Origin of the sequence: Paenibacillus nasutitermitis, from assembly GCF_014641075.1 — a bacterium.
GTDB classification, from domain to species: Bacteria; Bacillota; Bacilli; order Paenibacillales; family Paenibacillaceae; genus Paenibacillus_Z; species Paenibacillus_Z nasutitermitis.
Map to the genome: position 1 here is coordinate 1,089,840 of NZ_BMHP01000002.1, position 22,864 is coordinate 1,112,703.

A 22,864-nucleotide genomic window follows, 5' to 3' on the forward strand; every position below is an offset into this window, starting at 1 on the left:
CCTCCTCTTGTCACACAGACACTTTCTTCTTGATCAGAAACATCCCGGTCCATATCGACATGACGCCAACAATCAACCCCAACGCCAGCTCCATCATGAAGATTTCCATCGGATACAGGTGACTTTCAATTGAATCCCATATCAGGAATGGCGAGATTACGATAAGGACACATAATCCCGCGAAACCGATCCCTCCGGCCAGACCTTTCCAACGATAGCTGCGTTCGATCAGGATCGAGGTGAATAGAATACTCACAGCAAGCAGTCCTGTTCCATAATAAATCACAAAAGCCATGAACGTTGAAGGAAGCAACAATTGCAGGATATAATCGGATCGGATATAGTCCATGGTTGACACGGTATCTCTTAATTCCTCAGGCACAAGGGCATGAAAAAAAGTGATTTCCAGCGGCAGCAGCGCTAATTGATAGGCTACCATCCCCAATACCAATACGATTATGGCGCTTAGTTTCGCGAAATATATGGAATAACGCGGTCCCGGAAGCATCAGCAGACGGTAAATGAAAGAGTTCATAAACAACCAATCCCGATACCAGATTCCAAATATATAAAGCAGCAGAACAGACGCACAGAGAAATGCAGGAATCATATAAAACATGCTCTGGGACATAACGTCGGCAAAGTTCACCTTACCCATAGGATAGAGAACACCAGGACCGGCATTGAGATTTAGACCATTGAATGCTGCTGCTTCATTTGTAATTTCTCTGGCTTTCATCCACACGATTGCAAACTGGGCCAGCAGCACAAAAGAAAATAGACTGATATAGATTTTGCTGAATCGTGACAGTTCCATATGAACCAGCTTCAAATAATGGATCACGGGCGATACACCTCTCTCATCACATCAATTACCGATTTCCCTTCCTCCTGCCGCATAATTTCACAATCGAATTCCTTTAGAACGCTCCCCTGATCCATTAATACCGCCTTATCCAGCAAATGCTCGATATCATTGATTTCATGCGTCGTAATGATGACACCGCGATCTTCAATCAATTCACTCGTTAAGATGGAGGCAATCTGTTCGCGGCTGAACATATCGATGCCGGAGAACGGCTCATCCATCAAAATATAGTCAGAATCCATGGCCAGGCCGAGTAGGAGGTTGAGCTTGGCGGCATTGCCTTTGGACATTTCACCTACCTTGTCCTCCTCCTTCAGCTTGAAGAAAGCCAGCAGATCGATCGCACGCACCGGGTTCCAGTTGCGGTAGAAATCCTGCATGAACCGCATGCATGCCAGTACCGTCATTCCGCGGGGCATGATTATCGCATCGGGAACGAAAGTGATCCGCTCATATAGGCGTGGATGCAAGGGTTGTTCATCAATATGTATCCTCCCTTTATCAATGGGGATAAGACCCATAATCGCTTTGAGGACAGTCGACTTGCCGACTCCGTTTATACCGATAAGACAGGTGATTTGACCTTTCTCGGCTGTGAACGAAACGTCGGAAAGCACTTTTTTGCGGCCATATGTTTTCTTTATAGCTTTCACTTCAATCATAGTGGTCAATCCTCCTCTCCGGTCTCTTCGCGACCGCTCATATATTGCTGCCTTACAGCATCCAGCAGTTCCTCGACAGGCATGTCGATCTTGCGGATGGAGTCGATAAAAGCGGCTACCGCCTCCTGAATCAGCTCACTGCGGATGGAGCTTATCAACTGCTCATTATGGGTAATTCTGCTCGGGGAATTGCCTTCTGTTAGGATCAAGCTCTGGTCCTCCATTTCCTTATAAGCTTTCTGGGCGGTATTGGGATTTATTTTGAGCAGACCGGCAATCTCTCTGCGCGAGGGTATGACATCGCCCGCTGCAAGCCTGCCTGTCGCAAGCTCCTCCTTGAAGTAGCGTACAACCTGCAGATAGACCGGATCGCGATTATTAAACCTCATGTTGATTTGTCCGTCATCCACGTTTCCATCAACCTCTCTCCTATTTTCGTGTATGTACTAAGTGGTTCATACACTATATGTGTACTATACGAGTAATACACATCCATGTCAATCAAAAAAAGATTATATTATAGAACATATGATCTATAAGGGCAAGATAGTTCGGGCTTCAACCTGCGCTAAGCAAATTAAAAAAGAGCCGACTAAGCGGCTCCTTGGGCAAATAAAACAGAATTCAATTGATAGGCTCAAAAAAGATATTCATTATACGAGCCTATATATACGTACCACGTTATGCCAGGCCCTGCAAAGGCCTGGGTGACACGGGAGCGCCACATTAAAGTGTGTCCCGAATGGGACGAAAACGAACCTTGCACGCACCAACTAACAAGCTGCTGTGTCTCTCCCACGTTATACCCGCCCTGCAAGGGCACTGGCGACACGGGAGCACCGATGGGAGTGTGTCCGTCAGGGACGAAAACGAGCCTTGCACGCACCAACTAGCAAGCTTGTGTGTCCCTCCCACGTTAGTTTATTCCGGGAGTCCAGAGGGGCGGTCCTCTCTGGGGTCCCCCTCAGGGGGATTTAGGGGGGATCCACCTATACCATTTTATTAAACTCCTTGCGCAGACGCTTTATAATCCGTTTTTCCAATCTGGAAATGTAAGACTGCGAGATCCCCAGCAAATCTGCTACATCTTTCTGGGTTTTCTCTTCGCCGTCGGCCAGTCCGAACCGGAGCTCCATAATAATCCGTTCCCGTTCTGTCAGTTTATCCAGCGCCTTGTGCAGCAGCTTGCGGTCAACCTGTTCTTCGATATTGCGGTAAATGGTGTCATTTTCTGTACCGAGCACATCCGAAAGCAACAGCTCATTGCCATCCCAATCAATATTCAACGGTTCGTCGAAGGATACCTCCGTGCGCGTTTTGCTGTTCCGCCGCAGATACATCAGGATTTCGTTTTCAATGCATCGCGAGGCATACGTAGCCAGCTTGATTTTTTTCTCGGGGTCAAAGGTATTGACGGCTTTGATCAGCCCGATTGCTCCGATGGAAACCAGATCCTCAATGTGAATGCCCGTGTTCTCGAATTTACGGGCAATATAGACGACAAGCCGAAGATTGCGTTCAATCAGCATTGCACGTATGGCCGTATCACCGGAAGGCAGCTTTCCCAGCAAAAATTCTTCTTCTTCCCGTGTTAACGGAGGGGGCAGCGCCTCACTTCCGCCGATATAATAAATTTCTTCACTCTTGAGGCCGAATAAAAACAAAACACGATAATAATATAACTGCAGGATCAATTTCCATTTGACGAGCATGCCGCTCCATCCCTTCTCGAAGAACTGTGAACTGGATCAATCGTGGCGGTCCGATTTTGCAGCATTGACGGATGGAGGATCGCTTGGTACGCCCCATCTGCGACTAGTTTGCCGGCATCCAAGCCGATCAGCACTTTGCGTGATTCAAAACTTTCCCCTTCCCTTACAACCGTCACAAGGTCCGGCTTGACGGCAAGCATGAACTGGGCTCCTCTGTTCACACCGCGATAAGGCACAAGCCGGAGCCTATCCTGCCAAACGAAAGATTCTTCATCCATATTTGCCAGCAGCTTATCAACCTGGGCTTCCCGAATTTGTTTGATCCAGGCCGGTGGCAGCACATCCTGCCATAATGAAGCTTCCATCACCATAACCGGTGTGCGGGTCAGCGGTTCATAAAGCTGGTTGCCCGTATCGATAAGTCCTGTGCACGACCGCATGTCATCGCCAATCGTAATGTTCACCTCCGCAAGATGACTATGCACCAGATCGCGTTCTTTTCGCTGAATCATAATGGAACGAAAAATATAATAGCCTATGCAAAGCATGCAAAACAGAAAAACCAATCCCAATTTCAGCTGAAAATGACCGTTTATCATGGAGTTCCAAAGCGGTGCCGAACCATTCATAAATAAATAATGCAGGCCCAGCACAGCACCTGCCGCCGCAAAATTGACTCCATAAAAAGCTCCAATATGGCGGACGAAATGCTGAAGGCCGGGGTAACCAAATGCAATAAGCAGCATGACCAGGGACAAAGCGAATTTCACAACAAGCGTAAACATAAACGAAAGGGGAGGAAAAATGATCATAACCGCATACAGCGAACCGATTAGAGCTGCGGTTACAACCCGCCACCACTTGGCGCGGATGCTGCGGACCCAAGCTGTCATCAGCAATGCGGAGCCGTCTATAAGCAGATTGATCATGAAATAAATATCAATATAAACCGCATCCAGCGCATTCACCTTCCCGCCGTATGTCCATGATCCCCTTTGCCTTCCACCCCCGTGTCCACAACCCGGCGGCTTGTGTCTAGTATATTTAAATCCTATTACGATGTCTGTCTAAACATGCCGTCAGCAGCGATCTTTTTTTGTCGATGCGTCGGGTCGGAATTCCTCACCGCACCCAGTTTCATCAAAAAAAACCGTCCTCCCTGAATAGGGAGAACGGCTTAAAAAGAGAGAGATTAGCGGTCGTTGTTCCGGCGGTTGCGAAGAAAAGCCGGGATATCCAGTTGATCGCTTGAGGTTGAGCTGCCAAAGGGCTTCGGACCCGGCGCTGAACTTTGCGTACGGTTGTCCGAAGCTGCCGGAGTTCCTGCCGTAGTGTTCTTGTCAGCAGCCTGTTGACCGGGAAGCTGTCGGAAAGCAGCGCTGCCGCGGTGCTCAAAACCTGTTGCGATAACGGTAACTTTGATATCTTCCTTCAAATTCTCATCGATGCTGGCTCCGAAAATCATGTTGACTTCCGGGTCTGATGCGGAGATAACAATTTCTGCAGCTTCATTGACTTCATAAAGCGAAAGGTTGGAGCCGCCGGTAATATTCATAATAATACCGCGTGCCCCGTCAATGGACGTTTCCAGCAAAGGACTTTGAATCGCTTTGCGAGCCGCTTCAGCCGCGCGGTTCTCGCCCGTAGCTGCGCCGATCCCCATCAAAGCGGATCCCCGTTCGGTCATAATCGTCTTCACGTCAGCAAAGTCAAGATTGATTAAACCCGGTACGGCGATAAGATCGGAAATCCCTTGAACGGCTTGTTTAAGCACATTATCCGCTTCGCGGAATGCCTCAAGCATCGGGGTTTTTTTGTCGACGATTTCAAGCAGACGGTCATTGGGAATGACGATCAGCGTGTCTACCTTTTCCTTCAGGGCTTCAATTCCCATCTCAGCTTGTCCGGAACGTTTGCGGCCTTCAAAGGTAAAAGGACGCGTTACAACGCCGACAGTCAAGGCACCGCACTCGCGGGCAATTTCCGCAATAACAGGAGCCGCTCCGGTACCTGTTCCGCCACCCATCCCTGCCGTGACAAATACCATGTCGGCTCCTTTGAGCGCGTTAGCGACGACTTCACGGGACTCCTCAGCCGCCTTTTTGCCTACCTCGGGGTTGGCACCGGCACCCAGACCACGAGTCAATTTATCGCCAATCTGCAGCTTCTGTTCGGATTGTGCCATATGCAGCGCCTGCGCGTCCGTATTGACCGTAATAAATTCAACACCTCTGACGCCGTTCTCAATCATTCTGTTGACGGCATTGCTGCCTCCGCCGCCAACCCCAATGACTTTAATCTGGGCCAGCTGTTCCATATCGAAATCGAATTCCAACATTCTATTAGTTCCCCCGATCAAATGAATTCACTGAACATATTTTTTAATCTTTCAAACAATCCGGGTTTATTAGACGAAGGAGCACTCGCTTTGCGTCCTGTACTCTTCTTCGGAGCCGATGAAATCCGGTTTCGCATATACTTTGAAACATACTGTATCATCCCTACCCCGCTTGTAAAGGAGGGATCCCGTACACCAATGAAATCGGGAACAGCAATTCTGACGGTGGATTCGAGCTCCAGTTGAGCCAGGGGAAGTGTACCCGGCATAATCACAGTACCTCCAGTCAAAACATAACCGTTTATCTTGTCACCGAATCCCAAACGGATCACTTCCTGACGGATCAGGTGGAAGATTTCCTGCATGCGGGGTTCAATAATATTAGCCAGATCGACTTGCGAGAATTCCTTCTCAACATTGCTGCCCATACGCATGACTTTGAACTTCTGATCTTCTGCTGCATCTTGAATAAGCGCACAGCCGAACTTTTGCTTGATTTTCTCAGCTTGTTCTGTCTGGGTACGTAATCCGTAGGAGATATCGCTTGTGACGTATTCGCCACCGATAGGTAATGTGGAGGTTGCAACCATGCTTCCCTGATCGAATATGGCAATCGTGCAGGAGCCTGCGCCGATGTCAGCAAGTACGGTGCCCATCATTTTCTCATCTTTGGTAAGCGCCATCTGTCCTGAAGCCAGCGACATGAGGATTACCCCTGCAATGCGCAGGTTCGCTTTCTCCACGCAGCGCACCAGATTATGGATGGCTGTTTTGGCCCCCGTTACGACTGTCGCTTCCACTTCAAGTCTTACGCCAATCATGCCGCGCGGATCGGATATTCCCTCAAGTCCGTCTACCAGATATTGCTTCGGAACCAGATTGATAATTTCCCGTTCAGGAGGCAGAGCGACCACTTTCGCTGCCTGCAGCACCCTCTCGATGTCCTCTTCGCCGATCTCCCTGTCCTCGTTGGATACGGCTACTACGCCATGATTAGTTTGAAGTGAAATATGATTCCCTTGAATGCCGACATAAACGTCGCTTATTTGAATACCAACCATGCGTTCCGCATGATCCACTGCATTGCGAATGGATTGCACGGTTTGGTCAATATCAACGATGGCCCCCTTGCGTATTCCTTCCGAGTCGGCAGATCCAACTCCAATAATATTAATGGCTCCATTGCTTACTTCGCCAATAATAGCACGAACTTTGGATGTACCGATGTCCAAACTAACGATGATATCGTTGCTGCTCAACCCGTGGCACCTCCGTTTCAAAATATTGTCTTGCATGTTTAAATTTTTCGATGTTCATCATCGAGAAGATTGGATCATTGGAATTATTGAACAACCTCGTCATAGATTCCATTATATAGAAACCGTATAAGGTCCATTCTCTTTGTGCATTTCTACTTATTCAACGTAGTTACTATTTTCCCTCTTTTTTCAACAATTTTTTCGGTGTATGTTAATATTTCCAGCTTGTGTTTTTCAGCTGGTGTTGAGCAAAGGAAATCTGTACAAAGATAAAAAGATGCATAATTAAAATTCTATCACTCTTTGAGTCTATTGAGTAGTATCTTTTTGGTCCCCGTCTTTATTTTCTCCCTCTTCCGGGCTAAAGGAAGTGTACGTATCAGCCAGAAGCATGGTAATCAATCCAGGCTCCTGTGTTTCAATCACCGCATTGAGTGCCGGAACCTTTTCCTGCAGCAGGGAAACCGCGGTAATCACTTCGAATCGCGTGCGCGTATAAATCTTTATCCGGTCCGGATAAGCCTTCGACGGCGTAGGTATTATTTCAGAGAAATCGGAAAGTTCCTGGGCGGACAGTTCAGAGAGCTGTTTGCAAAGCTCCGCTTTGACGGGATCATCCGTCTTCCATCCGGACAGCATAGGCTTGTCCACAATAATGTCTGTGCCGGAAGGAACGCTTGTCCCGTTCGATAACAGAGCGGTGACAACGCCCTGATCGGAAAGCTCGAAGGCAACACTTGGGAATTCTTGAACGATGATCCGTATGCTGCCGGGAAATGACTTGATCACCTCGACCTCGTCCACAGGGGAAAGCTTCTTGACCCGCTCTTCTATCGTACCGGCGCCCGTCCCCAGAAAGGCGTCCCCGACCCCGATTCCGGCTGCCTTTTGAACCTCTGAAGCTGTCGCAAACTTCTGCCCTTCCACGACCACGGAGGAGATTTTGCTTATATTCGAATTAAAAAACAAGACGCATAATATAACGATAAAGAGCAAAAAGAGCACTGCCAGCAGCTTTTTGCCGCCCCGCCGCCTTCGGACAGGTTCCTTTAGCACGGGCATCTTGTCTGGCATGACTTGTCCCCTCTTTCGTGCAGACGATAAACGGCAAGCTCGCCCGCCGTTCATGGTCTGTATGGCGCTTCATCCGTAAAAGGATGTTCAAATCATTCATGTTCATGGCAAGCAAGCTTTTTTTAGGAACTTCCTTTTATTAGACAATTTCAAACCTGGGAACCGGAAGATTGCCTTGTGATACGCGCCCCCAGACGGGAAAGCATCGTCTCAATCCGGTCATAGCCCCTGTCAATATGGTGAACCTGCTCTACGACCGTCTTGCCTTGCGCGGCAAGTCCAGCTATTACCAGAGCCGCGCCTGCGCGCAGATCCGTCGCTTCTACAGTAGCCCCGTACAATCTCGATACGCCACGGATAAACGCGGAATTCAAATCGACCCTGATATCGGCCCCCATGCGCGAGAGCTCGTCGACATGCTTGAAGCGCCCTTCAAAAATCGTTTCTTTCATGACGCTGACACCATCCGCCAAGGCCAGCAGCACCATGACCTGCGATTGCAGATCGGTAGGAAAAGCCGGATAAGGAGAGGTGACGATACGGTCAATCGATTTGCTCCGGCTCGAACTGCCGACTTTAATTATATCACCGTCAACCGTGATTTGAACACCTGCCCGGCGCAGCACATGAATGAGCGAGGTGAGATGGGACGGATACGTATTGTGAAGCGTGACCTGGCCGCGTGTAGCCGCTGCAGCCACCATGACGGTCCCTGTAACGATGCGATCCGGAATTACCTGATACCGGCATGGCTCAAGCTTCTGAACACCTTCAATGGTGATCGTATCCGTCCCGGCCCCGATGATTTTTGCGCCCATCGCACATAGAAACCGCTGCAGATCCTGAATTTCCGGTTCGCGTGCGGCATTGCTTATCGTCGTAAGCCCTTCCGCAAGTACGGCGGCCATCATAATATTTTCCGTTGCGCCGACGCTGGGAAAATCGAGATGGACCTCAGCCCCTTTCAGCCGGTCCGCAAAGCAGACAATCCGGCTTCCTTCTTCAACGATTTGTGCTCCGAGCGCCATAAGACCTCTCAAATGCAAATCAATCTTTCGTTCCCCGATCGCGCAGCCGCCAGGCTGATAAATCGTTGCTTTGCCAAATCGTGCTAGAAGCGGCCCCATCAAAAAAATGGAGGAGCGCATTTGACGCATAAGAGCTTCGGGAATATGCGAGGAATGCGCGATGGACGTATCAAGCATGACCGTTTCATCCACATGTTCCGCCCGGCAGCCGAGCTCGCGCAAAATGTTCAGCATGACGTCGATATCAAGAAGCATGGGCACATGATCGATCGTCACTTTTCCTTCTGCTAGCAGACTGGCAGCCAATATCGGCAAAGCGGCATTTTTCGCTCCTTGGATAACTATGGTTCCTGAGAGAGGTTTCCCGCCTTCAATCACCAATTTGTCCAATGTATCACCTCCGAATTACCGCTCACCCACCACCAGTACTTCCGGCACCAAATCGACTCCGAAACGGTCTTTAACGGTGCTGCGAATAGTTGTCATGAGGGTGAGGACGTCTTCGGCCTTCGCTTGACCGGTATTCACAATGAAATTGGCGTGCTGCGTCGATACTTCGGCATCTCCGCACCGCATTCCTTTAAGCCCCGCTTCTTCAATCAGCCTTGCGGCAAAATCATTCGGCGGATTGCGGAATACACTGCCTGCGGTATTCAGCTTGAGCGGCTGCGTGCGCAGGCGCCGCTCTTTGTAGGCGGACATCGAGGACGCGATCTGTTTACGATCTGCCAACGACAGCTCGAATGTCGCTCCCACTACGATTCCCGGCTGCTCGTGAAGAAAGGAATGACGGTAGGAAAAACCCATTTGTTCTTTGCCGCAGTGAACCAATTCGCCTGTTTCCAGTACAATGTCGGCCGATTTGAATATACGTGACACATCCGACCCGTGGGCCCCGGCGTTCATGTACACTGCTCCGCCGACCGAACCCGGAATACCCCCTGCAAATTCCAGTCCGGTCAGTCCTTCCTTGCCTGCCAGAACAGACAGCTTGATGAAGGAATAAGCCGCTCCCGCATGAACGAGCGTGCCATCAAATTGTGCATAATCGAATTCTTCTCCCGGCTGGATCACGACGCCCCGAATTCCCTTGTCGCTAACCAACAAGTTGGAGCCGCGTCCAAGATTTGTCCACGGCACTCCGTGTTTGTAGAGCAAACGGACCACGGATACCAGCTGCTCTTTATTTTGCGGAATAACCAGGATATCTGCCGGACCACCGATTTTCCAAGTCGTATAACCGGAAAGCGGTTCGCCAGACATCACGCTGCCTGAATCCAATTGCTTCAATTCCGCTAACAATTGCTCCATTTTTGCCCGTACCTCCTTTTGCTGTCAGCGATTGTCGAATGCTGGGGCGTGTTTCCTTCCAGCCAGGCAGCCCATCTTTGCAGAAATCCCTGCAAATCCAGGTCCCGCCAGGTGACGGTCACGATTATAGGGTATTCTATGCCTTCCCGCGCATGAGTGTGACAATCGCCTATATGATGCTTACCGTTTGTCCGTTAACCTCTTCAGCTCTTCTCCAATAAGGGCTGCCGACTGCGGCATTCCCAGCTTGAGGGCGGCAAGTCCCATCTTCGTCAACAAACCTTCGGCCTTGATCAATGCGGCGATCCGTTCGAACAGTACGCCCCCGTTTAATTCCTTTTCCAGAAAAATCTCCGCCGCTCCCGAAACTGCCAGGCTTCTCGCATTTGCTTCCTGATGATTATTGGTCACGTTGGGAGATGGTATAAGAATTGAAGGAATGCCCAGCGCCGTAATTTCGGCCAGCGATGAAGCTCCCGACCGGCTAACAACCAGCTTGGAAGCCGCCAGCACCTCGGGCATATTATGCAAATATGGCCGCACATGGAGATTAGCCGGCTGTTTGGGCAGCGCGTCCGTTATTCTCTTCGTTGTGCTTTCATAGTAGCTTTCTCCGGTCACAAATACAAAATGGACTTCAGGCAGCTGTTCAACCAGCCTCGCCATGTCCACCATCGCGTCATTTATCGCTTTTGCGCCTCTGCTGCCTCCGACAATTAATACAATCCGGCTGCCGGAGGGCAATCCGAGCGATTTGAAGCCATTCTCCCTGCTCGCGCGAACCACGTGGGACGCACAGGGATTGCCGGTATAAACGGCATGTTTCGATCGTTTGAACTGCGAGATTGAATCCTTGAAGCTAACCGCTACACAATCCGCATAACGGGTTAGAAACTGGTTCGTCAATCCGGAGACGGCATTCTGTTCGTGGATCAGTGTCGGAATGCCCAGTTTGGCCGCTGCATAGACAACTGGCCCGCACACATATCCTCCGGTTCCGACGACTACATCCGGCTTGAATTCCCGAAGAAGCTGCTTGGATCTTCGAACGCCTTTGAGAAATCGCATGATCGTCTTGACATTGTCGAACGACAGCTTCCTTCTGAAGCCCGTAATTTCAACCGGCTCGAAAGCGATACCCTGAGCGGGTACGATGCGGCTCTCCAATCCTTTGGGAGAACCGATATATAATACCGCGGATTCCGGGGCCTGTTCCGCCACCTGCTTGCCGATTGCGAGTGCTGGATAGATATGGCCGCCTGTTCCACCGCCGGTCAATACGATACGCATGACATGTTCACCTCGAATAACGGGATATATTAAGTAAAATGCCGAGTGCTGTAAGCAGCAGCGTCAGCGATGAACCGCCGTAGCTGACAAGCGGCAGCGTAATTCCCGTCACCGGCAGCATGCCAATGACGACTCCAATATTGATGAAAACCTGAACAGCAACTATTCCAACAATGCCCACTGCCAGCAGGCTGCCGAATGTATCGGGAGCCGATATCGCCGTCCGCATGCCGCGCCACAGCAAAATTGCGAATAGCAGAATAATAGCGCCCCCGCCGATAAAGCCCAGCTCCTCCGAAACGATAGAAAAAATAAAGTCCGTTTGCGGTTCAGGCAAATAATTGAATTTCTGCCGGCTCATCCCAAGTCCAAGCCCAACAAGTCCTCCTGGTCCGATGGCATAAAGAGATTGGATGATCTGATAGCCGGCACCCAGCGGATCAGCCCAAGGGTCCATAAAGGCGGTAATGCGCTGCATCCGGTAAGGCGCAGCCAGTATCAAACCCACAAACCCGGCGACCCCGAGCATGGCTAGCGACGCCAGATGCGCCATTCTTGCGCCAGCCGTATAAATGACAAGCAGGGAAGCGCCAACCATGACTGCTCCCGTCCCCAGATCCGGCTGCAGCATAATCAGGGCAAACGCTGCGCCCAGTATGCCAAGCGGAGGAAGAAGACCTTTCGTGAACAAGGTCACCGTCTGCTGCTTTTCGGACAGCATTTTGGCAAGGAAGATGACCATGGCAAGCTTCATGAATTCCGAAGGCTGAATGCCGAGCGAGCTGATGCCAAGCCAGCTTCTGGCTCCACCGCGGACAACCCCGATACCTGGAATGAGCACGATTACGAGCAGCCCGAAGCAGATAAACAGGGCGGGTCGGGACCATTTTTTCCATATCCCGTAATCGGCATTCATGGTCACGAGCATGGAAGCTATGCCAAGAACAGCGAAAATGGATTGGCGTTTGACATAATAGTATTTATCGCCGAATTCATGAAAAGCCAGCACTGCGCTTGCACTGTAAACCATCACAAGGCCGATGGCGAGAATACAGGATATGGAGACAATCATCCATACATCCGGGGCGGACCGGGCTTTTACCATAGCACAAACACCTCTTGCATGCGTAAGTAGGGACAAGCCCCCTACTTACAAGGTATGCGCCGATTGCTTAAACATGCGCCCCCGCTCTTCGTAAGACTTGAACATGTCCCAACTGGCGCAGGCCGGCGAGAGAAGTACAATATCTCCCGGCTCTGCAAAGGAGGCGGCTACGCGCACGGCTTGCTGCAGCGTCGCTTCGGCGTCCTCCACAGGTTCGACTGTTTTGACCTTCGTTAAACCTGCAAGCTCTGCAACCCTTGCGATCTTCTCGCGGGTCTCGCCCATTGCCACAACCGCCTTGACCTGATCTTTGAAGTGCGGCAGCAGTTCCATATAGTCGGAGCCCCGGTCCAATCCCCCGGCAATCAGCACAATCCGCGGCGGGAACGAGTGAAGCGCAATGATGGTCGCTGCCGGATTGGTCGCTTTGGAATTGTTGTAGTAGCGTATGCCGCCCCGCTCGCAGGTGAACTCCAGACGGTGCTCAACGCCGCTGAACGTCTTAAGCGGCTCAATCAGCGCCTCCAGCGGCGCATGGGCTGCCAGGCATGCGCCAATTGCGGCAAGCGCATTGGCTGCGTTATGCCTTCCCGGAATGCCGAGCTCCTCAACCGGCAAAATAACCTGTCTGTTCCCCTCTTTGTCCATCAGGACAATCTCCCTCGCGATTTCGTCCGGAGGAGCGGAGATATCCTCGGCATAAGGCGGATCAATAAAAAGACCATAAGGAAGCGTTTGGCATATCGCAAACGGGATGATATGGGCGATAATCCTGCCCTCATCGATCATTTGACGGCATATCGGATCATCCACGTTTATAACAGCAGCGTCATATTCCGTCTGGTTGGCGAACAGCTTGGCCTTGGACTGGACATAATCCTCCATCGTCCCATGATAATCCAGATGGGTCGCCGAAATATTGAGCAGCACCGAGATACGCGGACGGAAATGAACGGTGCCCTTGAGCTGAAAGCTGCTTAGCTCGGCCACCAGCCAGTTGCTGCCCTTTGCCGCCTGCGCCGCTTCGCAAAGCGGTGTTCCGATATTGCCTGCAACGATCGGATCGAAGTCTGCCGCTTCCAGCATTTCTCCGATCCAGGTTGTCGTCGTGGTCTTGCCGTTGGAGCCGGTAATGCCGATAATCGGCGCTTCGGAGATCTGATAAGCAATCTCGACTTCAGTGACGACCTTTATCCCCAGTTCTTTCGCCCGCCTGACCGGCGGCGCGCTATAGGGGATTCCCGGATTTTTGACAACCAGTGCGGTTGCTTGCGTAATCAGATCATCCGGGTGGCTGCCGCATATAACAGAAATACCCAAAGCGTCCAACTCATCCGCTTCGGGGCACAATTCGCGTTCCTTTTGATCATTGACGGTAACTTTTGCTCCCAGCTTGAGGAACAGCTTGGCGACGCTGACGCCGCTTCTGGCCAGTCCCAATATGACGATCTGCTTTCCTTGGTACAATACGGATTCCCTCCCTTTATAAATCCCCCCTAAATCCCCCTGAGGGGGACCCCGAGGGCCCCGGCCCTCTGGACACCCGGAATGGAATAACGTTGGCGCCGCCCACAAGCACACTAGTTACTGCCTGCTGAACTCGTTTACGTCCCTGTCGGGACCCACTTCCACTTTGGGCGCTCCCGAGGTGCCGGATGCCCCTGCCGGGACTGGAATAACGTCCGGGCTTCAGAGGCGGGTGGTATGATAGCGTGGCGTCTGGACCGCTTTCGTCCTTCGGACACGCTTGACTTTTGGAGCATGGCCGCCCCTTCCCGGGGCGGCTGTCGGCGCTTGTTGCGCCTTGTCCCTGGCGGGACCTTTTAAGGCTCGGCGCTTATTGCGCCTTGTCCCTTCCGGGACCTTAAAGGCTCGGCGCTTGGTGCGCCTTGTCCCTTCCGGGACCTTAAGCTATCGGCCCAGGACTAGGCCGATCGCCGCTAGAATGAGAGCGACAAACCAGAACGAGGTGACAACGCGCCACTCGCCCCAGCCGGACAACTCAAAATGATGATGTATCGGACTCATCTTGAAGATTCGCTTGCCCCGAAGCTTGAAAGAAGCGACCTGCAGGATCACCGACAGCATTTCAATAACGAATACGCCGCCGATCAAGACAAGCAGGATTTCAGTTTTCGTCAGGATAGCTACAGCCGCCAAGCCGCCGCCGATACCGAGCGAGCCGGCATCGCCCATGAATACCTTGGCCGGGTGAGCATTGAAGACCAGAAAGCCCAGCAAAGCGCCAATCATGGCTGCGGAGAATATGGCGGATTCATGCATGCTCGCATGTAGGGCCAGTATCGTAAAAGCACCGAAAGCAATCGCTCCCGTACCTGACAGCAATCCGTCGACTCCATCGGTAAAGTTGACGGCATTCGATGTGCCAAATAGCATAATGACTACAAATGGATAATAAAACCAGCCAAAATCAAACTGCAAGGTTGTACTTGGAATGCCGACTATGGTGCTGTGATTCATTTGATAAAGCAATATACAAACGATAATGGAAAAGACCAGTTGACCGAGAAGCTTTTGCCTGGCGGTTAACCCCAGGGAACGTTTGAATACGATTTTAATATAATCATCCAGAAAACCGACAATTCCAAATCCAAGCGATGCAACAAGCAGAACCCAGAAAGCCGGCGTAATCTCGGAAAATTTCAAAAAGCTCAGCAGCAGCGATAAAATGATGATAATACCGCCCATCGTCGGCGTGCCTTTCTTCTTCAAATGGCTCTGCGGTCCGTCCGTACGGATCTGTTGCCCAAATTTAAGCCTTCTCAGCAGCGGTATGAACAAAGGTCCAAGTAACACCGTGAGCAGGAAGGATGCGCCCATTGACAGCAAAATGACCTTGATGTCCATAAATCACCCCATCACACACGCTGCAGCGCGTGGACAATTTCTTCCATGCGCATGCTGCGTGAGCCTTTCACTAATACAAGATCCTCCGGCGATAATGAAGCGCGGAGGCACTCGATCAGTTCTTCTTTATCCTCGAAAGCGACTACGGCCGCTTCTGTTTGCGCAGATGATGGATCTGTCTTTGCCCCGATTTCCTCTGCCGCTCCCGGTTTCTTCTCAAATGACTTTGACGCAGCCGAGGCCGTATGGCGGGACAACGCGCCATACGTTAATACACGGTCCGCTTTATGCGGGGTAATGTAATCGCCGATATCGGCATGAAGCTCCGCATCCTGCGCACCCAGCTCCAGCATATCTCCCAGCACCAGCCATTTCCGGCGGTAGCCTGACAGCTGCGCTACCAGATCGACAGCGGCTCGGACCGCTGTCGGATTAGCATTGTACGCATCATTAAGGAGCATGGCTCCATTGTAGGCGCGAACCGGTTCAATCCGCATCCCTGTCAAACGCAATCCTTCAAAACCCTCGCGGATTTTCGCTGCCGGAATGCCGAGCGCCCTGCCCACTGCAATTGCAGCAAGCGCATTGGAAACATTATGATGACCGGGAACCGGCAGCGACAAGCTGGCGAAAGACTCGATCCCTTCCACATTGAAAGCCGACGAGATCGCGTCCACTTTGACATGAACAGCTTTCCAATCATTGTTTGCCTGTAAACCAAAGGTTTGGATGTGAATGGAACCGGGAAGCTGCAGGTTTTTCACTCCCGTATGAAGCAGCGGCTCATCGCCGTTGAATAGCAGCAGACCTCCGTCCCGCAGACCGGAGACAATTTCCAGCTTGGCTTTGGCAATGCCTTCGCGCGAACCCAATTGCAACAGATGAGCATCCCCGATATTCGTGATGACGACGATATCCGGCTTCGCAATGCCGGCAAGCAGCTCGATTTCGCCGAAACCGCTCATGCCCATTTCCAGCACAACCACGTCAATGGTTTCGTCCAGCTGCAGGACAGTGATCGGCAGTCCGATATGATTGTTCAGGTTTCCTTCGGTCTTGTGGACCCGGAACATGCCTGACAATACGGAAGCCACCATGTCCTTGGTGGTCGTCTTGCCGTTGCTGCCCGTAATCCCCACAACTTTCAGATTCAATTCCTCCCGGTAGGATGCAGCAAGGCGCTGCAGTGCCGTGAGCGGATCGTCGACCAGGAGCAGCGGCTCGTCTGCAAGTTCATCCGGTATTTGCCGGTTGGACTGCCAGATCAGCGCCGCGGCGCCGCTATCTAAAGCATTGCTGGCAAAATCATGGCCGTCAAAATTATAACCTGCCAACGGGATATAGAGCTGGCCTGGCTGTACATCGCGAGAATCCTTCGTAACGCCGGCTATGGCAATTTCGGCAAACCGGTCATCGGTCAACGTTCCACCGCACATATCGGCAATGGCGCCTAACGTTCGTTTTATCACAGTGTGAGACTCCTTATCGCTTCTTTGGCCACTACGCGATCATCAAAGTCATACGTATTGGAACCGATGATCTGATAGGCTTCATGGCCTTTACCCGCAATCAATATTACATCTTCGGGGCTGGCCATATCAACCGCTTTTTGGATTGCGGCGCGGCGGTCCTCCTGCAGCTCGTAACGGTCGCCCGGCACCCCATCCCCGATAAGCCCGACTTCCACATCCTTCAGGATTTGCTGAGGGTCCTCCGTGCGCGGGTTGTCTGAGGTGACGATAGCGTAATCGGCATAACGGCCGGCTATCGAGCCCATAAGCGGACGTTTGGTCCGGTCCCGGTCTCCTCCGCATCCAAATACACAGATAATTTTCCCGGTCGCTAACTCTTTGACGGCTGCCAATACATTCTCAAGTCCGTCAGGTGTGTGAGCATAATCGACGATAACAGCAAAGGGCTGCCCGGCTTTAACCGCCTCCACTCTGCCCGGAACACCATGCAGACTCTCCAGGCTTGCCTTGATCTGATCCAGTGGAACTTCTTCGATCAATGCGGCGCCCACAGCGGCCAGTGCATTATACACATTGAATTTCCCCGCCATCTGAAGGGTAATATCCGCTTCGCCTTTGAAGGTAGTCAGATGGAAAGACGTCCCGTGCGCCGTTATCCGCACATGGGTCGCACGAATATCCGCTTCCTGATCCACACCATAGGTTATGACCTCGGAAGATGTCGCTTTGGCAAATTGCTCCGAGATCTTGTCATCGGCATTCAGCACCGCATACGTGCGCTCAGCCTTGTTTTGCGCATAATCATTTCCCAGACGGGAGAACAGCAACTCCTTCGCCGCTGCATACTTCTCCATTGTAAAATGGTAGTCCAAATGATCCTGGGTCAGGTTGGTAAATATAGCAATCCGGTAGCGGCAGCCCTTTACCCGCCCCTGTTCCAGCGCATGAGAGGATACCTCCATGGCGCAATAATCGGTCCCCGCTTCCACCATCGCAGCCAGGCTGCGCTGAAGCACAAGCGCCTCCGGGGTTGTTCCGGACATGGGATATGACCGTCCACCATACCGTTGTTCAACGGTTCCAATGACGCCTGGCTTGAAGCCCGCATCAGCAAGGATCCGTTCTATCAGATAAGTCGTTGTCGTTTTTCCGTTCGTTCCCGTGACCCCGATCAGCTTCAGTTTGCGGCTGGGCTGACCATAGAAAGCATCAGCCAAGACGGCCATTGCCAGCCGGCAATCTTTCACCAGAATTTGCGGCAGCCCAATCGGCAGCAGCCGGTCCACCACAAGTGCAGCCGCCCCAAGCTCCTTGGCCTGAGGCGCAAAATCGTGACCGTCCTGGGTGTGGCCCGGCAGACATATGAAAAGGTCACCCGCCGACACCTTGCGGGAATCAATCTCAAGGCCACTGATTTCCGTGTTCTTATCGCCGCTCAGACGAGCGGTAAGCAAATGTTCAGCCAATTGTTCCAAACGCATTGGATCCGTCCTCCACCCCGGCCTGCTTTAGACAAGCTCCGGCCTAAAATTTATCATACATGAAATTGAAATCATGTCAGCCCTTCAAATATTGGAAGATTCAGCCAGACTCTTACCAGTATAGTCAAGGATGAGGGGTTTCATCATTTTCTTTTGCCAAATAAATACGGATCGTTGAGCCCCGTTCCACTCTTGATCCTGCAGCCGGCGCCTGCCGGATTACCGTGTCCCCGCTGCCCGCAGAAGTAAGATTGAAATTCATGTTCATGTCCTCATAGATATCCGATACTGTTTTTCCGACGAGATTGGGTACAGTGACAATCGGGGTCTCGCCATATTTGTATTGACGCTCTATCTGCTTCTCGCGCGGCCCGATCCCCATATAAGGCAGGGCGTCGGCAAGAATGTTATGCACGATCGGTGCGGCAACTACGCCTCCGAATTGAATGCCCTGGGGATTGTCGACTGCCACGTAGACGACGATTTGAGGATCGTCCGCCGGAGCGAAGCCGATGAACGAAACGATATGCTCGCTGGGCGAGTAACGGCCGTTGATTACTTTCTGCGCTGTTCCCGTTTTGCCGCCGACGCGGTAGCCGTCCAGAAAGGCATTGCGCCCGGTTCCTTTGGCTACCACGCTCTCCAGCGCTTGCCGCACCTGCTGGCTGGTTTTCTCCGATATGACCTTTCGGACGGCTTCAGGCTGGATGGTTTCCACCGTTTCGCCGGTTTCGGGATTGACCCAGGCCTTCGCCAAATGGGGCTTATACAAGGTCCCGCCGTTAACGGCTGCGGAAACCGCCGCGATCTGTTGGATCGGCGTTACGGAAACCCCTTGTCCGAATGCGGTGGTCGCCAGTTCTACAGGACCGACCTGACTCATTTTGAACATGATCCCATTCTCTTCGCCGCCAAGATCAATACCGGTTTTCGTGCCGAAGCCGAAGTCCTTGATATACTTGAACAAGGTTTCTTTGCCCAGCCGGTTGCCCAGTGCCACAAATCCGGGATTGCATGAGTTTTGGACAACCTCCAGGAAGGTCTGGGAACCGTGGCCGCCTTTTTTCCAGCAGCGCAGACGGGCTCCTCCCACCTCCACAAATCCGGGATCATAGAAATGGTCCGTGGCCAGATTTACTTTTCCTTCTTCAAGCGCAGCGGAGAGTGTAATAATCTTGAACGTCGATCCTGGCTCATACGTCATCCAGATCGGCAAATTGCGGTTGTACACCTCCGGATCGACATCCCGGTATTTATCCGGTTCATACGTCGGCCGGCTGGCCATGCCGAGAATTTCTCCCGTCTTGGGGTCCATGGCAATCGCCATAATATCATCCGCCTGAAACTTAACCATCGCCTGATCGAGCTCGCGCTCCATGATGGATTGGATCTGCTTGTCGAGGGTCAGCTTTAGATTTAGGCCATCCTTGGGCTTTAAAAATGAATCGGATGATCCCGGCATCTGGCGCCCTTTCGCATCGGATAGAAATGAAATATTGCCGTTAATCCCCGACAGCCTGTCATTGTATTTCGCTTCAATGCCCGTTAATCCCTGATTATCGATACCGGTAAAGCCCAGAACATGAGAAGCAAAGGTGCTCATCGGATAATAACGTTTGTTGTCCTCGGCTACCACAATGCCCGGCAATGCCAAATCACGAACCAATTGAGCCTTGTCCGTCGTGATTTTCCGGCCTCCCGGTTGAATGCGGACGATCAATTGTTTTTTCGTAATGGTTTTCAGTACGGGCTCTACCGTCATATCAAGGATACGGGCCAGCTCGGCTGCTGTTTTCTTAGGATCCTTGATTTGAGCAGGAATAGCCATTATCGTTGGCGAGCTTATATTATACGCAAGCTTGGTACCGTTTCGGTCCCAAATTTCGCCCCGCTTGGCCGAGAAAGGAATTTCCCGCCGCCAGGAGTTTTCTGCTTTGGACGCGAGCTCCTCGCCTTTCCACAATTGGACATATGCGAGCCTGCCTATGAGAAGCGCAAAAGAAGCAACTGCGATAATCAGCGCGGTAAACAAACGGCGCCTTACGGTAACATTCGAAATTTTCACCGGCAATCCCCTTTCGAATAGCACGTAAAACGGGAAATTACGCACATCCGTTTCCTAATCCCAGCCTATTCGATACAAAAAGGGGTTAGAACAAGCTATCTTGGCTCCATTTCGCTTACTCCGTTTTGGTTTCTTCCTGCTTTGACTCATCGCTGCTGTTCTGCGAGGATGGCATCGCGGGAGGAGAAAGCGTAAGCTTTAACACCTTCTCTCCTTTCAGCTTGGCGAGCATTTGCGAAGTGACATAACCCTCGCCTTCCGTGATGCATTTAATTTGCAGGAGCGAACAGATCTCCATTGCGTCGCGCAATGACAATCCGCTCATATTGGGAATCTCAATCTCGCTGCGGTTTTCCGTTATCAAATATACCCGCTGCGTCGGATTGACAGCAGAATCCGCTTTGGGAATTTGCTGTAAAATTTTATTGCCTTTGCCGACCACCTCAGGGGTCAGCGTACGGGCTGTAAGCTCGGCTTTCGCCTGGTCAAGCGTAAGATTGGTCAGATCCGGCAATGTGACCGTTACCTCTTTCTGGGCCGGCTTCTCCTTGTTCGGCTCTAACGTCGGGCTGACGCCCATATGGCGCAAGCTTTGCAGCACGATTTTTTTGAATACGGGGGCCGCTACCGTCCCTCCGCCCAGCAGTTTATTTTCCGGCGCATCCGCAACCACATACACGGCAATTCTCGGTTTCTCGACAGGCGCGTAACCGATAAAGGAGACGACATACTGATCGGTCGAATAAACCCCATTTACAACTTTTTGGGCTGTTCCTGTTTTGCCGGCGATCCGATAGCCTTCAATATATGCGTTCTTCCCGGTACCGATCTTCTGGTCCGATACTACCTGCTCCAGATACCCTCCAACCAGCTCCGAGGATTTCTCCGAAATCACCTGACGAACCATCTTGGGATCCGTCACTTTGGATGTACTGGTCACGGGATCTTCAACTTCCTTGATCAGATGCGGCTGCATCAGCTTGCCGCCGTTTGCTACGGCTGCAACGGCCGTAACCTGCTGAATCGGCGTAACCTGTACTTTACCTTGACCAAAAGTAGCCGTCGCTACCTCGCTATTGATGCTCGGGTTGAAGCTGATGGAACCTGTCGCTTCACCCGGCAGCTCGATCCCGGTTTTCTCATTGAAGCCGAATTTTTTGATGTAATCCATCAAACGGTCTGCCTTCAGTTTCTCAAAGCCAAGCTTGACGAAAGCGACGTTACTGGAACGTTTGAGACCTTCCAGGTACGTAATCGGCCCCCAGCCTCCCCGTTTGATATCACGGATGGGCGCTTTGCCTTTCGTCACTTGAATCGAACCGGACATGTACGTCTCGTTGGGGTCGAACATGCCTTCTTGAACTGCGCTCGCAAGCGTTACGATCTTGAACGTCGAACCCGGCTCATAGAGCGCCCTTACTGCACTGTTATAGAAATCCGGCTGCTGCGCTTTCCAGAACTCATTGGGGTTAAAGTCCGGCAGGTTGGCCATTCCCAAAATTTCCATCGTTTGCGGATCCACTGCGATCGCCGTAATACTTTTCGGGTGATATTCATCATAAGCTTCCTTAAGCGCCTGTTCGACATAATGCTGAATATCCGAATCAATGGTCAGCTTGATATTCTTGCCATCCACCGAAGGGTTGAATTTGACCGTCCCATTCTCCAGAATGACGCCATTTCCATCCCGCTCATAAATAATTTCGCCTTCCTGTCCGCTCAAATCCTTATCCAGGGATTTCTCCAGTCCCATAATGGGCACACCTTGTTTATCCACATATCCGATAATATGGGAGGCCATATTTTTTTTGGGATAATAACGTTTCTTGTCCTCAACCAGATAGATGCCGACATCCAGCTCTTTGGTCTGCTTCTTCAGCTCTTCTCTGTACTTATCGATCTTGTCCATGACTTCCTTATCCATCTGCCTGCCCTGCTGTTGGACCTCGCGGTTCACATAAAACTCACCGTTATTGTTCTTGGCCGTAATAATTTCCAGCAGATCGCTTTCCGATTTCCCCAGAATCGTATGAAGCTTGCTGACAATCTGGTCTTCCAGCTTGAGATCGTGGATCACCTTCGGATTAACGGAAAGATTGTAAGCCAGAACATCCATGGCCAGCACATTTCCGTCCCGGTCGGAGATCGTTCCCCTGGTAGGGATCAACTTCTCTGATTTGGACCAGACATCGCGTGCCTTATCCGCCCAATAATCGGCATTGACTACCTGAACCCAATAGATTCTGCCTACAAGGACAACAAAAAAGAGGGTAATGAACCCTCCGACCAGCAGCGTACGCAATTTTATCCTTTTTGTCATAGCTGATCACC

18 protein-coding genes are annotated in these 22,864 nt (G+C 51.4%); all 18 read right to left on the minus strand.

From position 1 onward, the window contains the following. Positions 1-10: 10 nt before the first annotated feature. The gene (locus IEY46_RS15280) at positions 11-844 is read right to left on the minus strand and encodes a hypothetical protein (RefSeq protein WP_188992834.1); all 834 of its coding nucleotides are present in this window, start codon (positions 842-844) and stop codon (positions 11-13) included. Beyond that, positions 841-1,530, minus strand: a complete 690-nt coding sequence (locus IEY46_RS15285) for an ATP-binding cassette domain-containing protein (protein WP_188992835.1) — start codon at positions 1,528-1,530, stop codon at positions 841-843. Before IEY46_RS15285 ends, IEY46_RS15280 begins: the two co-directional genes overlap by 4 nt. A 5-nt stretch (positions 1,531-1,535) precedes the next feature. Beyond that, on the minus strand, positions 1,536-1,925 hold the full coding sequence (locus IEY46_RS15290; protein ID WP_188993886.1) for a GntR family transcriptional regulator: 390 nt from the start codon (positions 1,923-1,925) through the stop codon (positions 1,536-1,538). Between the two features lie 594 nt (positions 1,926-2,519). After that, entirely contained in the window at positions 2,520-3,242 is a 723-nt protein-coding gene (sigE, locus tag IEY46_RS15295) for an RNA polymerase sporulation sigma factor SigE (protein ID WP_188992836.1), read from the minus strand. Next, complete coding sequence (spoIIGA, locus tag IEY46_RS15300) at positions 3,221-4,210, minus strand: sigma-E processing peptidase SpoIIGA (protein ID WP_188992837.1); 990 nt, start codon at positions 4,208-4,210, stop codon at positions 3,221-3,223. Before spoIIGA ends, sigE begins: the two co-directional genes overlap by 22 nt. A 224-nt stretch (positions 4,211-4,434) precedes the next feature. Further along, positions 4,435-5,580 carry a cell division protein FtsZ gene (gene ftsZ / locus IEY46_RS15305; RefSeq protein ID WP_188992838.1) on the minus strand — a complete coding sequence of 382 codons (1,146 nt, stop codon included), beginning with the start codon at positions 5,578-5,580 and terminating at the stop codon, positions 4,435-4,437. A 17-nt stretch (positions 5,581-5,597) separates the two neighbouring features. After that, positions 5,598-6,839 (minus strand): cell division protein FtsA, encoded by a 1,242-nt coding sequence (gene ftsA / locus IEY46_RS15310; protein ID WP_188992839.1) that lies wholly within the window; start codon positions 6,837-6,839, stop codon positions 5,598-5,600. A 309-nt stretch (positions 6,840-7,148) separates the two neighbouring features. Beyond that, the gene (locus tag IEY46_RS15315; protein ID WP_188992840.1) at positions 7,149-7,913 is read right to left on the minus strand and encodes a cell division protein FtsQ/DivIB; all 765 of its coding nucleotides are present in this window, start codon (positions 7,911-7,913) and stop codon (positions 7,149-7,151) included. A gap of 149 nt (positions 7,914-8,062) precedes the next feature. After that, positions 8,063-9,331 (minus strand): UDP-N-acetylglucosamine 1-carboxyvinyltransferase, encoded by a 1,269-nt coding sequence (gene murA, locus IEY46_RS15320; RefSeq protein ID WP_188992841.1) that lies wholly within the window; start codon positions 9,329-9,331, stop codon positions 8,063-8,065. A 15-nt stretch (positions 9,332-9,346) separates the two neighbouring features. Further along, positions 9,347-10,252: a UDP-N-acetylmuramate dehydrogenase gene (murB, locus tag IEY46_RS15325; RefSeq protein ID WP_188992842.1), complete on the minus strand. Its 906-nt coding sequence runs from the start codon at positions 10,250-10,252 to the stop codon at positions 9,347-9,349. 180 nt (positions 10,253-10,432) lie between these two features. After that, entirely contained in the window at positions 10,433-11,542 is a 1,110-nt protein-coding gene (murG, locus tag IEY46_RS15330) for an undecaprenyldiphospho-muramoylpentapeptide beta-N-acetylglucosaminyltransferase (protein WP_188992843.1), read from the minus strand. 7 nt (positions 11,543-11,549) lie between these two features. Further along, a complete protein-coding gene (spoVE, locus tag IEY46_RS15335) occupies positions 11,550-12,647 on the minus strand; it encodes a stage V sporulation protein E (protein WP_188992844.1) in 1,098 nt (365 codons plus the stop codon). 45 nt (positions 12,648-12,692) lie between these two features. Further along, a complete protein-coding gene (murD, locus tag IEY46_RS15340) occupies positions 12,693-14,114 on the minus strand; it encodes a UDP-N-acetylmuramoyl-L-alanine--D-glutamate ligase (protein ID WP_188992845.1) in 1,422 nt (473 codons plus the stop codon). A gap of 444 nt (positions 14,115-14,558) precedes the next feature. Further along, positions 14,559-15,515 (minus strand): phospho-N-acetylmuramoyl-pentapeptide-transferase, encoded by a 957-nt coding sequence (mraY, locus tag IEY46_RS15345; protein ID WP_188992846.1) that lies wholly within the window; start codon positions 15,513-15,515, stop codon positions 14,559-14,561. An 11-nt stretch (positions 15,516-15,526) separates the two neighbouring features. Further along, entirely contained in the window at positions 15,527-16,984 is a 1,458-nt protein-coding gene (locus IEY46_RS15350) for a UDP-N-acetylmuramoyl-tripeptide--D-alanyl-D-alanine ligase (RefSeq protein WP_188992847.1), read from the minus strand. Continuing rightward, the gene (locus IEY46_RS15355) at positions 16,981-18,468 is read right to left on the minus strand and encodes a UDP-N-acetylmuramoyl-L-alanyl-D-glutamate--2,6-diaminopimelate ligase (RefSeq protein ID WP_188992848.1); all 1,488 of its coding nucleotides are present in this window, start codon (positions 18,466-18,468) and stop codon (positions 16,981-16,983) included. Before IEY46_RS15355 ends, IEY46_RS15350 begins: the two co-directional genes overlap by 4 nt. Positions 18,469-18,592: 124 nt before the next feature. Continuing rightward, a complete protein-coding gene (locus IEY46_RS15360) occupies positions 18,593-20,533 on the minus strand; it encodes a stage V sporulation protein D (RefSeq protein WP_188992849.1) in 1,941 nt (646 codons plus the stop codon). Between the two features lie 115 nt (positions 20,534-20,648). After that, positions 20,649-22,853 (minus strand): PASTA domain-containing penicillin-binding protein, encoded by a 2,205-nt coding sequence (locus tag IEY46_RS15365; protein ID WP_188992850.1) that lies wholly within the window; start codon positions 22,851-22,853, stop codon positions 20,649-20,651. Positions 22,854-22,864: the final 11 nt, after the last annotated feature.

What these genes read in the sequence shown, in the direction of transcription:
- IEY46_RS15285 (WP_188992835.1), bottom strand. Translation starts at nt 1,530, where the DNA reads ATGATTGAAGTGAAAGCTATAAAGAAAACATATGGCCGCAAAAAAGTG.
- sigE (WP_188992836.1), bottom strand. Translation starts at nt 3,242, where the DNA reads ATGCTCGTCAAATGGAAATTGATCCTGCAGTTATATTATTATCGTGTT.
- ftsZ (WP_188992838.1), bottom strand. Translation starts at nt 5,580, where the DNA reads ATGTTGGAATTCGATTTCGATATGGAACAGCTGGCCCAGATTAAAGTC.
- IEY46_RS15315 (WP_188992840.1), bottom strand. Translation starts at nt 7,913, where the DNA reads ATGCCAGACAAGATGCCCGTGCTAAAGGAACCTGTCCGAAGGCGGCGG.
- murB (WP_188992842.1), bottom strand. Translation starts at nt 10,252, where the DNA reads ATGGAGCAATTGTTAGCGGAATTGAAGCAATTGGATTCAGGCAGCGTG.
- murG (WP_188992843.1), bottom strand. Translation starts at nt 11,542, where the DNA reads ATGCGTATCGTATTGACCGGCGGTGGAACAGGCGGCCATATCTATCCA.
- spoVE (WP_188992844.1), bottom strand. Translation starts at nt 12,647, where the DNA reads ATGGTAAAAGCCCGGTCCGCCCCGGATGTATGGATGATTGTCTCCATA.
- mraY (WP_188992846.1), bottom strand. Translation starts at nt 15,515, where the DNA reads ATGGACATCAAGGTCATTTTGCTGTCAATGGGCGCATCCTTCCTGCTC.
- IEY46_RS15355 (WP_188992848.1), bottom strand. Translation starts at nt 18,468, where the DNA reads ATGCGTTTGGAACAATTGGCTGAACATTTGCTTACCGCTCGTCTGAGC.
- IEY46_RS15365 (WP_188992850.1), bottom strand. Translation starts at nt 22,853, where the DNA reads ATGACAAAAAGGATAAAATTGCGTACGCTGCTGGTCGGAGGGTTCATT.